The organism is Candidatus Izemoplasma sp., from assembly GCF_982632705.1.
In genome coordinates this window covers 1-13472 of the sequence record NZ_CEXEES010000043.1, presented here as the reverse complement: position 1 = coordinate 13472, position 13472 = coordinate 1, and the positions used below count along the sequence as shown (strand labels likewise).

The 13472-nt window shown below is 30.6% G+C and carries 19 protein-coding genes; 17 read left to right on the top strand and 2 right to left on the bottom strand.

Annotated features, from left to right (window positions below; genetic code table 11):
* The first annotated feature begins 335 nt into the window (after nt 1–335).
* Complete coding sequence (locus tag AC2LE6_RS06495) at nt 336–1517, top strand: replication initiation protein (protein WP_484478451.1); 1182 nt, start codon at nt 336–338, stop codon at nt 1515–1517.
* A gap of 85 nt (nt 1518–1602) precedes the next feature.
* Nucleotides 1603–2445 (top strand): SIR2 family NAD-dependent protein deacylase, encoded by an 843-nt coding sequence (locus tag AC2LE6_RS06490; RefSeq protein ID WP_484478450.1) that lies wholly within the window; start codon nt 1603–1605, stop codon nt 2443–2445.
* On the opposite strand, the gene AC2LE6_RS06485 is transcribed toward AC2LE6_RS06490, so the two are convergent.
* A complete protein-coding gene (locus tag AC2LE6_RS06485; protein ID WP_484478449.1) occupies nt 2435–2704 on the bottom strand; it encodes a hypothetical protein in 270 nt (89 codons plus the stop codon). The genes AC2LE6_RS06490 and AC2LE6_RS06485 overlap by 11 nt on opposite strands.
* Nucleotides 2705–2706: 2 nt before the next feature.
* A complete protein-coding gene (locus AC2LE6_RS06480) occupies nt 2707–3888 on the bottom strand; it encodes a replication initiation protein (protein WP_484478448.1) in 1182 nt (393 codons plus the stop codon).
* Nucleotides 3889–4291: 403 nt separating this feature from the next.
* On the opposite strand from AC2LE6_RS06480, the gene AC2LE6_RS06475 reads away from it, so the two are divergent.
* From AC2LE6_RS06475 to AC2LE6_RS06405, 15 genes are all read left to right on the top strand, one after another.
* A complete protein-coding gene (locus AC2LE6_RS06475) occupies nt 4292–5482 on the top strand; it encodes a zinc ribbon domain-containing protein (RefSeq protein ID WP_484478447.1) in 1191 nt (396 codons plus the stop codon).
* A gap of 131 nt (nt 5483–5613) precedes the next feature.
* The gene (locus tag AC2LE6_RS06470) at nt 5614–6453 is read left to right on the top strand and encodes a hypothetical protein (protein WP_484478446.1); all 840 of its coding nucleotides are present in this window, start codon (nt 5614–5616) and stop codon (nt 6451–6453) included.
* An 84-nt stretch (nt 6454–6537) separates the two neighbouring features.
* Nucleotides 6538–6780, top strand: coding sequence for a hypothetical protein (locus AC2LE6_RS06465; RefSeq protein WP_484478445.1), 243 nt, complete (start codon nt 6538–6540; stop codon nt 6778–6780).
* Between the two features lie 105 nt (nt 6781–6885).
* Nucleotides 6886–7170, top strand: a complete 285-nt coding sequence (locus AC2LE6_RS06460; RefSeq protein ID WP_484478444.1) for a DUF8033 domain-containing protein — start codon at nt 6886–6888, stop codon at nt 7168–7170.
* Between the two features lie 48 nt (nt 7171–7218).
* On the top strand, nt 7219–7539 hold the full coding sequence (locus AC2LE6_RS06455; RefSeq protein WP_484478443.1) for a hypothetical protein: 321 nt from the start codon (nt 7219–7221) through the stop codon (nt 7537–7539).
* 64 nt (nt 7540–7603) lie between these two features.
* Nucleotides 7604–8620 carry a hypothetical protein gene (locus tag AC2LE6_RS06450; protein ID WP_484478442.1) on the top strand — a complete coding sequence of 339 codons (1017 nt, stop codon included), beginning with the start codon at nt 7604–7606 and terminating at the stop codon, nt 8618–8620.
* Between the two features lie 356 nt (nt 8621–8976).
* On the top strand, nt 8977–9309 hold the full coding sequence (locus AC2LE6_RS06445) for a hypothetical protein (RefSeq protein ID WP_484478441.1): 333 nt from the start codon (nt 8977–8979) through the stop codon (nt 9307–9309).
* Between the two features lie 10 nt (nt 9310–9319).
* Nucleotides 9320–9685 (top strand): hypothetical protein, encoded by a 366-nt coding sequence (locus AC2LE6_RS06440; protein ID WP_484478440.1) that lies wholly within the window; start codon nt 9320–9322, stop codon nt 9683–9685.
* A 43-nt stretch (nt 9686–9728) separates the two neighbouring features.
* A complete protein-coding gene (locus tag AC2LE6_RS06435; protein WP_484478439.1) occupies nt 9729–10040 on the top strand; it encodes a hypothetical protein in 312 nt (103 codons plus the stop codon).
* Nucleotides 10041–10117: 77 nt separating this feature from the next.
* A complete protein-coding gene (locus AC2LE6_RS06430; protein ID WP_484478438.1) occupies nt 10118–10531 on the top strand; it encodes a hypothetical protein in 414 nt (137 codons plus the stop codon).
* Between the two features lie 37 nt (nt 10532–10568).
* Nucleotides 10569–11141, top strand: coding sequence for a hypothetical protein (locus AC2LE6_RS06425; protein ID WP_484478437.1), 573 nt, complete (start codon nt 10569–10571; stop codon nt 11139–11141).
* A 92-nt stretch (nt 11142–11233) separates the two neighbouring features.
* Nucleotides 11234–11770 (top strand): hypothetical protein, encoded by a 537-nt coding sequence (locus tag AC2LE6_RS06420; protein WP_484478436.1) that lies wholly within the window; start codon nt 11234–11236, stop codon nt 11768–11770.
* Nucleotides 11771–11828: 58 nt separating this feature from the next.
* Entirely contained in the window at nt 11829–12056 is a 228-nt protein-coding gene (locus tag AC2LE6_RS06415; RefSeq protein WP_484478435.1) for a hypothetical protein, read from the top strand.
* Between the two features lies 1 nt (nt 12057).
* Complete coding sequence (locus AC2LE6_RS06410; RefSeq protein WP_484478434.1) at nt 12058–12264, top strand: hypothetical protein; 207 nt, start codon at nt 12058–12060, stop codon at nt 12262–12264.
* 268 nt (nt 12265–12532) lie between these two features.
* Nucleotides 12533–12949 (top strand): hypothetical protein, encoded by a 417-nt coding sequence (locus tag AC2LE6_RS06405; RefSeq protein ID WP_484478433.1) that lies wholly within the window; start codon nt 12533–12535, stop codon nt 12947–12949.
* Nucleotides 12950–13472 lie beyond the last annotated feature (523 nt).

Sequence of the window (13472 nt, the reverse complement as noted above, 5' to 3'; positions counted from 1 at the left end):
TAATATTCTTTGTAAAAAATCAAGAAGATTTCTTCCAGTGTTTATATAGTGTTTTCAGAGGATTCCAAAAAAAAGTATCTAACCTGGTAATGGAAAGTATCTAACCTACTAATGTATTTTGACAAAAAGTATCTAACCTGGTAATCAACTATCTAACCTACTAATCTAAAAAGTATCTATCCTACTAATGAATGATAGTTAGAAATAAAATTACCAGGTTAGATACTTTTTATTTATTCTATAAAAGTATCTATCCTACTAATGTAAAATTGATAGAAAAAGTATCTATCTGATACAAGTAGGATAGATAAAAATAAAATTAGTAGGTTAGATACATGGAAATAATAGAGCAACCCCAACACATACCATCTTCACAAACTGTTCCTGAATATTTCTTAGCTGGTAAACCAATTGTTATCACTCCATTTCAATTTGATGCTATGAATTTTATTTGTTTTGAAGCACAGAAACAAATATCAAAAAAATATGGTTTGACAAAGACTAAACAGATAGCATCTAATGATGACTTAAAACTTGAAGAAATTAAAAAGTTTTATGAAATACACACACAAGATGATTTATTTAACTTTTTAAGAAATCAGGAAATTGAAATAAACTTGAATGATATAGCAATTTTCACAAACAAATATAAAAATAACAATACGAGTAACATATATAAAGAGCTTGAGAAACTGCAAGATATAAAAGTCAAGGTAAACCAATTTAAAGTTGACTCTGTAAGCTCCAATTTGAAAGCGAGTAGTTTTCATCTGATATCAAGAATTGATAGTTATAGTAATAATGTGGTCAAACTCAAATTAGAGCACGAGTTAATATTCGGTTGGATTTTTGAAGCTATACCATTTAACAAAGTTCTCATAAAGGAACAGGCAACTCTAGCAACACTTTATACAAAACATATATATGCTCTGTGTTCCGAATATCAAGGTATGGGTAAATATAATAATGGTATTCCATATTTTGAAGTTGAGTTTGAATCATTTAAAAAGTTATTAGGATTGAAGGCACCAAATGTTTCAAAACTAAAAGGTAACTATCTTAATAAAGCCATTACAGAAATTAATGATAAAACTATTTTTAATATTACTATGTGTAAGGGTAGAAAAGAGAAAGGTATCAATTATATAAGATTTGAGTATACAGTTGATGAAATTCCAGAAATGACTATTGAAAATCAAATAATATATAGTAAAAAAGAATCTATAGCAAGAGAAAGACTTGAAAAAGCAAAAGGTTTTGAAAAGATAAGAAATGAAGAAGCCTGGATTAAAAAAACAATATCATCTATTACTGATGAAGATCTTGAAAAAATAGAAAATGAAGAGGAAGCACTATCTAAACTTAACTCTATTGATATTAAAGATTATACTGAAAAACTATCATTAAAATATGGTGATTTAATTGGTATAGACGGCGCTTATTTAAATTATATCTTTACAAACAAAAGATTAACAAATTCAGCTATAGAATCTTTAGAAATATTAGAAAATTTATAAATTCTTTTAGAATACTCTTGACATTTAAACAGTATTATGTTATAATATAGGTACAAAAGAAGAATACTAATTATAAAGGGCTAATATGGAAGATATTAAAAAAGTTATTGAAGCTGCTGAGGTCGTGATTATTACAGCTGGTGCTGGGATGGGAGTTGATAGTGGTCTTCCAGATTTTCGTGGTAATGAAGGTATGTGGAAAGCATATCCAGCGCTTGGTGAAAAGAAAATTGATTTTACTTCTATAGCAAATCCTAAACAGTTTAAACAGTTTCCAGAATTAGCTTGGGCTTTTTATGGTCACAGATTTGATACATACAAATCAACTACTCCAAACATAGGTTTTGATATTTTACAAGAGATTGTTAAATCTAAGAAAGACCACTTTGTTGTTACATCTAATGTAGATGGTCATTTTCAAAAGGCTGGATTTGATTCTGAAAAAGTATATGAAGTTCATGGAAGAATTAACAAGCTTCAATGTACTGAATGTAATGCATCTCCTTGGGATGCTCCAGATGATCTAAAATTTGATGTTAATGTTGAAACATTCTCAGTTGATAAAGCTGATATGCCCAAATGTAAATGTGGTGCTATTGCAAGACCTAACATTATGATGTTCAATGATTTTCAATTCAACTCAGAGGAAACAACTAAACAAGAAGAAGCATTCAATAAGTTCATGAATACATATGATAAAGATAATACAAAAATTGTTATTATTGAGATTGGTGCTGGTACTTCTATCCCTACTATCAGACACATTGGTGAACATATAGAAGAGTTTGTTGGTGCTAAGCTTGTAAGAATCAACCCAAGAGAGTCTCAAGGTCCAAAGGGAACATTCTCAGTAGAAATGGGTGGTGTTGAAGCATTAATTGAGATTATGCCAGAAAACATCAAAAAATTATTTTTTATCAAGCCTTAATTCTAGGGTTGATAACTGTTATTTCGTACTCACCAGATTTTATGTTAGTTGATACACTAACTACAAAAGGCTGGTGATTATGTTTGATATTTGGTAAAAATCCAAGTACAGATTTAAATGAAGATGCATCAATTAAATCTCTAAATTGAGTAGCCCTATATTTTAGGATTAGGAAATAATCTGCTCTCATTTCTTTCATTGCATCCGCATATATTCTTCTAACTATTTTCTTTATTACTAATTGTTCTACTTCTCTCATTATTAACCCTGTGTATAACTGATTGAACAGTTCTTCATATAATCTTCTGTTTCTACTATATTATAATCACCTTTTTTCATAAAGGCATTAATCTTAATTCTTGTATCTCTAGCTGATGTACTAATTTCAACTTTTTTCTCTATATCATATAATTTGTAATTGTTATTAACAGTAATGAAATGATTATCTTTAGAGTAGTCTTGTAATATTACTAGCCCTTCATGGTCTTGATTATTGTATTTGATATTATTCAACCACTCTTGCAGGAGTACCTTTGCTTTGTATTCATCTTGTAATTTCTCTGCATCAGTTCTAAGTTTATGTAAATATGCCTCTGGGTCTTTCACCACTTCTTTACCTTTGAATTTAGATGTTTGAGTAAATTTGTGCTTGATATCTCTTTCTATATAATAAGCTATCTTTCTTTCCATTAGGAAATCTTCAGTATAATAAGTTGCTGGTAATTCCATTTCTGGTGCTGTCGAGGTCATGATTTTGATTTCTGTTGTTTGTAACCTTTTTGTTGAAGCTACAGTTGATTTCACTTTTTCTACTTCAAAATATAAATCTGTTTTTTCGTTAATCTCTTTAACTACTCTTTTAAGAATGTTACCATTTAATCTCGACCATTCCATAGTTGAATACTGTAAGCCAAAATCTAAAGCTTTTACCAGATCATCAATTTCAAATGTTTCAACATGTCTACCTGCTCTGTAAAATCTTTCATATACTATTTTAGAATATTTGCTCTTTATACCATATCTGTCAAATCTGTATAACAATTCAAATAGAGTTGGTTCATCTCTAAGGATTTTTAATATTTTGGTATTGATAACTATACTTAATCTTTTATTAATATCATTATTTGTACTTGTAACATTATACTGATAAACAAATGAGGCTTTTGTCATAAAAATATTTTCATCATCTTCATGATATAATGTTGCTACTTTGATTTGTAATGATTCCAATCTTTGAATAACTGTATCCACTTTCAATTCTAAGAAACCTAAGCAAGAGGACAATTCATGCATATTTGTATCTATAATATATCCAAATTGTGAATAGTCAAATTCTTCACCACTCAAACTATCATCTCTCTGAACAAGATTTACGAGAATGTTAAGAAGATCAATTTCTTCTGTGGTTAAATTCCAGAAGATATGCTTGAAGATTGGTTCCAAGTAGACGCCTTATTTTGGTATTGGGTATTTATTTATACTCTTATTTTACAAAAAAACTTAAAAAAAAATTCTTAGTTTTTTTCTTGAAATTATGAAAGTTTGTGTTTTAGTGTTTTATTTTTAATAAATAAAAATGATAACAAAAGTTATTGGTCATTATGGCCGGGTAACATTTAAAACCCCTCTTTTAAAGTTTCCCACTCTTCTTAGGTCAATTTTCCCTTTTTGTATTGACCTAAGATACTTTTTCAAAATTCTTTCAAAAAACACCAATTTTTCTTGACTTCTGTAACTTTTTATGGTATAATATACTATATAAAGAAAAATATACATATTAATTTTACTCAGAAGCCTTTAAGCTTGGTTTAGATATAATATAGTATATAAATTAAAAGGAAGAAGAATGTTACCACATATTTTGAACGGAAACGGAACGATTAGTATTATGATAGATGGTGCTATGAAACCAATTGATACAGCACATAAAAACTATCCTCAAATAAAAGAGGCCTTAATTGCGAAAGATTGGGATGCTATTCCAGATTTAGTAAACTTAACTAAAGAAGTTGAAGCTGCTATCCAAACTAATGAAACTGTAGCTGGTACTGTTAGAATTGTTGATGGTGAAGTTCTTTATAATGGTGCTGCCATTCATAATACTTTAACTGATAGAATTGTTGCTATGGCTAAAGAAGGTTTCGATATTGCTCATATGGTTAAATTCTTAGAAAACTTAATGTTGAACCCTTCATATAGAGCTGTTAATGAGTTATATGGCTTTTTAGAAGCGGGTAGTATTCCAATTAGTGAAAATGGTACATTCCTTGCTTACAAAAAAATTACTAGAGATTTCAAAGATATTTATACAGGTAAAATCAACAATAGTATTGGTCAAACAATCAGTATGCCAAGAAATATGGTTAATGAAGATTCTAACCAAACTTGTAGTGCTGGTCTACATGTATGTTCTTATGACTATTTACCTTCATTTGGAACTGCTGGTGGTGATAGAGTTGTAATTTGTGAAATTAATCCTAGAGACGTTGTTTCAATTCCTTCTGATTATAATAACACCAAAATGAGATGTTGTGAATATACAGTAATTGGTGAAGTAACAGATTACAATGCTTCAAATGTTCTTGCCTCAAGTGCTGTAATGGGAACGAAAGATGTTAATAGTGGTAAAGTTTGTGGTACTGTAGATCATTCTCCAGAAGCTGCAAAGAGAATTGGTAAAATGATTTCTGGTGAATTATCAGATGGTGAAATTTCGACTGCTGATTTATGTGCTGTTTTAACTGGTTTGAATGTTAATGAATTTGAAGTGAATGATATCAAATCTAAAGCAGATGATGGATTATTCAAAAAAGTTGGTAAAGCAATTGCAAACTTAATCAAAACAGGTTCAATAAATGGAGCGGCTTTAGAAAGTGCTGTAATCAATGAACCTGAAGAAGAGGAAGAACCAGAAAGATATGACTATTGTCCTGACTGTGGTGCTGAAAACAGATGGGAGTTAGACGAAGAACAAACATGTGCGAAATGTGGTTACGCAAATGATGAGTGGATTTCATGGAGTGAAACTAACTCATAATCTCCAAACTTTTTCAGGAAATCCCCTCCTGAAAAAGAATTTCAAAATTCTTTCAAAAAACTTCTCAAAACCCTTGACAATTATCCTAAATTATGTTATAATAGGGGTACAATTAAACAAAGGAGTCATAAATGGCTAAGTTAATCACAAAAGAAACATCATTTGAAGAAGCAAACAAAACAGTACAAGGTACTAGAACTATGTTGGTTATGAAATTCAAACCATTCTTAGAGTCAGCATTTACTATAGAAGATTTATTTGCAGTTGCTGATGAAGGTATTGTTAGAGCATATAATGATTGGGATCCAAGTCAATCAAAATTCAATACATTCGCTTACAACCATATGTCATGGGCTTTAAATGATTTCATGAATGACATGAACTCAAGATTCAAAGTTAATAGTATTACTACTTATGAATTAACTAGAGAAGGTCAATCTTTCAAAGAAGTGAAAGCTGCTGGTAAAACTGCTAATGAAGATTTCAATAAATCATATAGTGAAACATTTGATTTAGATGGTTCTGAAAGTGCAAAAGCAAGAATTAACCGAGATGTATTTAACGCTTATGTTGCTTTTGAAACTGCTATCAGAAGACCTTTCTATATGGTTAATGATTCTCAGTTCCAATCTGATGGTTCAGAAGATTTCGATATTATGGATACTGCTGAAGAGTGTAATAAATCAGATAACGAATTTGAATGGGATTCATTTTCTATGCCTAAAGATGAAATGGAAGAAGCAATGGCTATGTTAGATGATGACAAAAGAAAAGTCGCTCAGATGATTTTAGATGGTGCTGATGTTTCTGAAATGGCTAAAGAGTTTGGATTATCTCAAAACCAATTTATGCAAAAGTTTGCTGGTGAGTCTTCTGGAACAAAAGGTAAAGCAAAATCTAAAAGAGCTAACCAAAAAACATTAGACTTTCTAGCTAAACAAAGAGCTAAGAAAGCAGAGATGATGGCATAGAAATTTGAAAAATGTTATGAAAAAGCTTGACATTCATAACATTTTATGTTATAATATACCTACAATAAAATAAAGGAGTCACAAATGGCTGATACAAAATACAGAGTTTTCAAAAAAGATAATTATGGTGGTAAATCAAAAGAGGGTTCTTTTGATAACCGTTTGGATGCAGAGCTTAGATTTGTTGATGTTGTAGCATATACAGTTTCAAATTTTGATGAATACCAAGAAGAAGATGTTGATGCTATCAGAGAACAAGGTTATGAAAGATTTGGTGCAGGTATAATCTGGATTGAAGAAGATGGTGTAAGACCAGTAGAAATTTAGAAATTCTTTTGTAAAACCCTTGACATTCAATGGGTTTTATGTTATAATATAGGTAACAAAGAAGGGAAACACTTTCTCTTCTAAATTTAATTCAAAGGCTAAAAAATGTTTAACTCAGGAAATGTAATCTCAACGTGTAATATGCAAACTAATAGTGGAAATGCAGCGGCTAACCAATTTGAAATCGTAACAACTGAAGGTCGTATGTTTCAATCATACCAAACTAAAATTGCTTTCATAGCAAATGATGGTACAGTTACATTGAATGAAGTATATGACCATTCTAAAACAACTGGAAAATATAGAAATATGTTTTTAGGGGAAGATAAGAAAGCAACAGATAGAGCAGTTAAAAATGGGGAGTACAGAGTAGCCAATTTAAACGCATAGTCGGGATTTTTTAAATCCCATTACCAATTAAAACAACAAAGGAAAATTATGTTACCGAAAAACACTAAAATCAAAATGGGAATTTTTACATCTGGAGCAAGTGTTAGAGTTATCGCTGAGTGTGATTTGATTACTCAAGACAATGGTCATAAAGATGAAGCAATCTATATGTTTGAAATTTCTGTAATGAGAGACCCAAGAACTGAAATGACTCAAAGTGAGATTGATGGTTGGACAAAAACAATTCAAAGAAATTTTTCAGAACACAAATTTGGTTTTAAAGCTAGTGATAGAGCACAAGCAGACCAATTCATTGCATACAACACCGGTAAACAATGGGCAACCGTAAGAGAGTTTTCAGATATCTAAATTTTCCTTTCCATTTGGTTTCTAATATTGTAAAATAAATAATAGAAACTACATGGAGATTTCAATGGAATCAAAAAACATTACTATCCAAATTTGGACAGATTTATACTATACTAGAACAATTGGTATTTGGTATCCTGATGCTCCAGAAGTTGAAGCACCTGCTTTCAACGAAGAACCTTCCACAATAAAATTTAACGATGCTCCTTATCTAATTGTACTATCTGGTACTTTCACTCCTAGACAAGAAGTTCAAGGTTTCAATCCTATTGCACCTGGACAACACCCTATCCCAAAAGATTTTTTAGAGTCTCAAATTAGACATATGAGTTATTTGTTTGCAAATGAATTTGGTATTTTTCAACCTAAATCAAAAGCACATGCTAAAACATTCATTGCTAAACAAACTGTATCATATAAAATGGATAAAGAAATTGAGCTAACAGTTTCACCAGCTACAGGCTCAATGTCTTTAAAAGATTTAAGAGACAGTATAGACCAATATACAGAAGAAGAGCAAAGAGAGATAAAAGTTATTACAGCTGGTGAGCATCCAAAAGATGCTGATGCAAAAGGTATAGAGAATTTTATACACACTCAAAAACAAGATGGACAGAGACAATATATATCAGTTACTAAACTAACACCGGTTTATGAAATTGAAAATTCTTATATTGATAAAACTTCTTTACCTGCTGACCCAGCATTTGCTAGTTTACCACCTGGTACTGATGAAGCTCCACTATCTCAAGATATCATATCTGGTGTTGCAGAAGCTAGGGCTGAAGATGCATCTAATAGAGAGGCGCTTGAAACTTTTGATAGAATGATTGAGCCTGTTGCTGTTATGGATGAAGAAACTGGTGAGCCTACGGTTAATGAAGATGGTGAGCCTGTAATGGTAGTGCCTGAAGTAGATAGAATAGCTGTATTAGAACAGATGTTAAAAGATAAAGACCAACAATTAATTGATGCTGGATTAAAAAACCCACCTATAGAAAAAACAGAGCAAGAAGAAATACCGGCTCCTATGAGTGAAGCTGACCTATTTCCATATGCTGATCAACCGGAGGGCTTGTAAAATGTTACCTACTAACTACACACCATATATAGACCCATATACAGCAGTATATTATTCATATACAATAACAGTTAATTTCCACTCAACACTACCTACAAATTTTTCAAAATAGCCCTTAGACACCTATAGCAAAAGGTGTCATAGGCATCACCAAACACAATTTTTTTCAACCTACTAATATAGGGCAAATATACTACTATTCGCTGAAGCCAATCTATGGAGTGCTGAGCACTAAACACACCTTTATTATATGGTGTTTTAGGGCTATATTTACCAATTTATGATTCTCTATAATCGCTTGACATTCGTTCAAAATTTCGGTATAATATACTATATTTAAAGAAAAGGAATTTAAAATGTTATTGAGAAAAGAAGAATTACAATTGGAGTTAGCATCTATTCAAATGAAACAAGACGCATTAAAGAGACAAGAGTTACAAGTTAGAAATGAGCTTATGAAAATCAATCAAAATGAATTGAAAACTATCACTACTGAAGTTAGAAAAGGCTCAGCAGTAATCAAAAGAAAAGATGGTTTAGCTATTGTTGTACAAAGAAAGAAAAACGCACATGGTGAAAATACTGTTAGTTGGTATAATGGTAAAAAAGGGTCAACTATCACTACTACTAATAGATCGAGTTTAAACTCATTAAAACATTGGTTATTAGAACAACCAGAAATGGCATAGGAGAAACAAGATGGAATCAATAGGAAAAGTTTTAAATGTTGCTTGGTCAATAGGTGTTGATACAAATATCTTTACAACTATAAATGGAAGAGAGTTAGATATAGAATGTAAAGCTCTTGTAGAATATGATGGTGAATACAAGTTAGTAACTATCAATAGATTACATGTTTATACAAACAAAGTAAAAACAACAAATAAACATTTAAAAGATGTTATTGACGATATCCTTACAGAGGCTTTGGAATCAAACATCGACCTCAACGACCCAAGTTTACCAGATTTGGATTTTATGGAATATGCAGATGAAGCTAGATTATCAGAAGATCTTGTAAAAGAAATTGAAAAATTACCTATCAGAAGCTTGACATTCGCATAGAATTTCGGTATAATATACTATAATTAATAAAAAGGAAAATAAAATGTCAAAATACAAAACACTAATTTACAACCCACCAAAGATAGAAGTTAAAGAGAATCCAAGAGAAGCTCACTTCAAAGTAATTTCTTGTATGTGTGATAATGAAGCAAAGATATCATTTAGAAGAAAAGAAGATGGACAATATTCTGTTTCTGCAAGTAACAGTCATTGTAGTCTTTCAATGACTAACTTTCAAATGAAAGGCGATTACGAAACAGATTTAGTATGGGCTGCAGAAGATAATGATTGGGCTACAGTTATTAGAGTAATTAATTCTGGTACATCTAAAGTTGAATCAGTAAGAGCAAGATAAGAAATATTAGGGTAAAACCCTTGACATTCGCATAGAATTTCGGTATAATATACTATAATTAATAAAAAGGAAACAAAATGTTTACATTCACAAAAGACCACTTACAAAAGTTATCAAAGTCAGACCTAATAGAGGTTATATTATCTGCTCAAAATGTAGAAGCTCCAGCTCCATTAGTTGAAACAAAAGAGACAGAAGTTATCCAAGCATTTCAATTTAATCATAACAAGGGTGATAAGATTTTGAAAATAGACGGTAAGAAATTTAAAATCTATTTTGAAAGTTCAAATGGTTCACCTTTAGGTTTCAATTATAATCGTTCTGCATCAGTAATGAACGAAAGCGGTTCATGGGATTATGTAGCAGAAGGTAAGGATATCAATTTTGATATGCAAGATTGTAGTTATGTATCAGATACAGCTACAAAAATGAAAACAGCAAAACGCTTTATGGATGAAATGACTAAGTATCTCGAAAAGGTTTATAGTTAAACCTCTTTCGACTCAACACATACACAAGGAAAAAAATATGAAAATATTACAAGAAATTCTACAAGTACTCGCAAACATGACACCTTCTATTAATCAAACATTGATTGATGATATAAATGGAGCAATCATTCAATATAACTCAAAATACAATTCGAATATTACTACTGTCCAAGGTAACATTTCGATGTACCTTGTAACCAAAGCAAAAGCAATGGAAGATATTATGAAATTCCAACAATCACTTATAGACAGTAATATGGAAGACCCAGAAGTAGTTGCAAGAGCTGAGAGAGAAAGAGAAGCTGCAGAAGAAGTAACTCCAGAACCTATTGAAAATACACAAATACAAAAAGATATTGTCGATTTACAAGATCTGCTAGACTCAACAGTACCTGGTAGTATTCTTGAAATGAATGAACACTATCAAGACCAGTCATATACGATACTCTCAAGAATCGTTATAGAGTCTCAAAGAGATATGTCGATTCAAATAACTGTTCAAAATACAGAAGATGTAGGTGACGTGTTAATAGTATCAGCTGTAGACTTTTTAGAAGATGTTGATAGTATCCTTGAAGAACCATTAGAAGTTCCAGAAAGAAATATCTAATTTTCTTTAAAACCCTTGACATTGAATCCCTTTTATGTTATAATATAGGTAACAAAGAGGGATAACCCCTCATTAATTAAAAGGATTATCAAATGGCAACTTTCTCAAAATATGGTCAATACTCATTAACAAGACCAATAACAAAAAATTCAGAAGCATACTATTGGACAGTAATGGTTCACATATATAATGGTGGTATAGTAAACGCTCAATATGTTAGAAATAGAGAGGGAAAGTATATGACATATCAAGCTCTTAGAGAAGCTAAACTAATAAAGGTTATAGATGGTAATTACCAAATTACACCAAAAGGTAAAGAGTACGTTGAATACTACAAAAAAGCTTCAAACCCTACTGAGACATTTTTTGATCAATATCAAGAAAAAGCAGTTACACTTTTCATAGATGAACTTACGAATACACCAGCTATACCTGTTGAAACTAAATCAAGAAGAGTTTCAAACCTTGGAGATATCCAAACAACAAGCAATCTTTACAAAGTAGAAGTAAAGAGAACAAACGGTGCAAATGTTTATGTAGAAAGTTACACTTTTGAAAATGAAGCAGATGCTAACATAGCTAAAAATATTATGGGGAAAGCAGAAAATACTTCTGCTTCATTGGTATAGTAAAATGTTTTTCAACTCTAAAAAGAAATATCAAAACAGCAAACAAAGAATGGAAATAATGAAGGAATTATTTCTAGGTATAGAAACAGAATACTACGAAAATAACAATGCTACTAATATAGCAGACCTTTTCAATGAAATGTTAAGAGCTATACCATTAGATAAAATAGTTCAAAATGACACTTTAGCATTATTCAAAAATGAATTAGAAGAGTTAGTAAATAGTCGACAATTAACAAAACATGATAGTCCTTACTTATCATTAACAGTACTAGGAGCAAAATAATATGTTATTAGATTTAAATACACAAGACTGGAAAAACCTATTATCTGCACTAGATGAAGCGAAAGATAATATGATGGTAATGCAAAGAAAATGTTTGATACATGAAGATGAAATCATACAAAAAGAATACAAAAGACAAGAAGATAGTTTCATAGAGTTAAGAACAAATATATTGAACCAAATAGAGAAAGGATTACAAAATGCATAATTTCAATAGTCCTGGATTTCAAAACAGAAATGACCTGGAATGAATTCCAAAATACTAGAGATATATTTTTTCAATAAGGAGTAAATGATGGAATGTTGTAACTTTGATAGAATTCAATTAACACAATTAACTGTTACTATAGCATTAGTAATAGGTATAGTAGCCCTCAAACTTCTACCATAAAGAATTTCAAAATTCTTTTCAAAACCCTTGACTTTTAATACTCAATATGTTATAATATGGTATATTTAAAGAAAAGGTGTAAATTATGAAAATATATTCAAAAACTCAAATCCAAGAAATGTTAGAAAACAAAGAAATTAGTTTTTCTGAATCTCTTATCTTAGAATTCCAAAGAGAAAAAAGAGAATCAGATTTATCAAAAATTGAAAAAGGTTTAACTCCAGTGGATACAACTGGAAAAGTTTTACATACAGTTCATATTGAAAAGATTGTTGATTTAACTTTAAAAGCTCAAAGAAGAATGAGTGAAACTGATTGTGCAACATTTGCTGATAGATATAATTTGAGACCAGCAACAGTTAGTTTTAGTAGCTCATTAGTAGCCAAAATGGTTTTTCCAGATAAGTATGACGGAAAAATTAGAAGAGATGATAAGAGCTGGATTTCACCAATTATTAAAGATTATCTTAGAGATTTAGAAGTGGGTTTTGTAACAGTTTAAACTCTCTCAAAAAGGGTCTAAAAAAGACCCTTAAAACTACCCTCAAAAATCCCCGTTATTTTTCCAACTTTTACTGAAATTCCCAACATATGAAAAAAATACTCCAAAGGGGTTATAAACGGTAAAATCCCTTATTTTAAACACATTTTTTTGTGAGAAGTGAACGTGGGTGGAAAAAGCCCATATTTTTATAGGTTAATGGATACATAAGTCTTATTATAAAGGGCTTAAATGGCGCCTTAATTTGTAGGTTTAAAATGAATAGTGAAGTACAGTTACAAATCTGCTTGAGCTTTTTTCCACGGTATCAGAGGAAGCCGTACTTCTTTTAGATTTCCTCTTTAATTACATCAACATTTCCTCTCTATTTACACCCTTAAATTCCTCTTTAATTACATCAACATTTCCTCATTAAATTCCTCATTAAATATCCACTATTTACATCATAATTTACATCACATTTTCTTCCCTATTTACACCTCTAAATATCCACCAATTATATCAACATTTTCATCATAAAACC

What these genes read in the sequence shown, in the direction of transcription:
- AC2LE6_RS06495 (WP_484478451.1), top strand. Translation starts at nt 336, where the DNA reads ATGGAAATAATAGAGCAACCCCAACACATACCATCTTCACAAACTGTT.
- AC2LE6_RS06490 (WP_484478450.1), top strand. Translation starts at nt 1,603, where the DNA reads ATGGAAGATATTAAAAAAGTTATTGAAGCTGCTGAGGTCGTGATTATT.
- AC2LE6_RS06485 (WP_484478449.1), bottom strand. Translation starts at nt 2,704, where the DNA reads ATGAGAGAAGTAGAACAATTAGTAATAAAGAAAATAGTTAGAAGAATA.
- AC2LE6_RS06475 (WP_484478447.1), top strand. Translation starts at nt 4,292, where the DNA reads ATGTTACCACATATTTTGAACGGAAACGGAACGATTAGTATTATGATA.
- AC2LE6_RS06470 (WP_484478446.1), top strand. Translation starts at nt 5,614, where the DNA reads ATGGCTAAGTTAATCACAAAAGAAACATCATTTGAAGAAGCAAACAAA.
- AC2LE6_RS06465 (WP_484478445.1), top strand. Translation starts at nt 6,538, where the DNA reads ATGGCTGATACAAAATACAGAGTTTTCAAAAAAGATAATTATGGTGGT.
- AC2LE6_RS06460 (WP_484478444.1), top strand. Translation starts at nt 6,886, where the DNA reads ATGTTTAACTCAGGAAATGTAATCTCAACGTGTAATATGCAAACTAAT.
- AC2LE6_RS06455 (WP_484478443.1), top strand. Translation starts at nt 7,219, where the DNA reads ATGTTACCGAAAAACACTAAAATCAAAATGGGAATTTTTACATCTGGA.
- AC2LE6_RS06450 (WP_484478442.1), top strand. Translation starts at nt 7,604, where the DNA reads ATGGAATCAAAAAACATTACTATCCAAATTTGGACAGATTTATACTAT.
- AC2LE6_RS06445 (WP_484478441.1), top strand. Translation starts at nt 8,977, where the DNA reads ATGTTATTGAGAAAAGAAGAATTACAATTGGAGTTAGCATCTATTCAA.
- AC2LE6_RS06440 (WP_484478440.1), top strand. Translation starts at nt 9,320, where the DNA reads ATGGAATCAATAGGAAAAGTTTTAAATGTTGCTTGGTCAATAGGTGTT.
- AC2LE6_RS06435 (WP_484478439.1), top strand. Translation starts at nt 9,729, where the DNA reads ATGTCAAAATACAAAACACTAATTTACAACCCACCAAAGATAGAAGTT.
- AC2LE6_RS06430 (WP_484478438.1), top strand. Translation starts at nt 10,118, where the DNA reads ATGTTTACATTCACAAAAGACCACTTACAAAAGTTATCAAAGTCAGAC.
- AC2LE6_RS06425 (WP_484478437.1), top strand. Translation starts at nt 10,569, where the DNA reads ATGAAAATATTACAAGAAATTCTACAAGTACTCGCAAACATGACACCT.
- AC2LE6_RS06420 (WP_484478436.1), top strand. Translation starts at nt 11,234, where the DNA reads ATGGCAACTTTCTCAAAATATGGTCAATACTCATTAACAAGACCAATA.
- AC2LE6_RS06415 (WP_484478435.1), top strand. Translation starts at nt 11,829, where the DNA reads ATGAAGGAATTATTTCTAGGTATAGAAACAGAATACTACGAAAATAAC.
- AC2LE6_RS06410 (WP_484478434.1), top strand. Translation starts at nt 12,058, where the DNA reads ATGTTATTAGATTTAAATACACAAGACTGGAAAAACCTATTATCTGCA.
- AC2LE6_RS06405 (WP_484478433.1), top strand. Translation starts at nt 12,533, where the DNA reads ATGAAAATATATTCAAAAACTCAAATCCAAGAAATGTTAGAAAACAAA.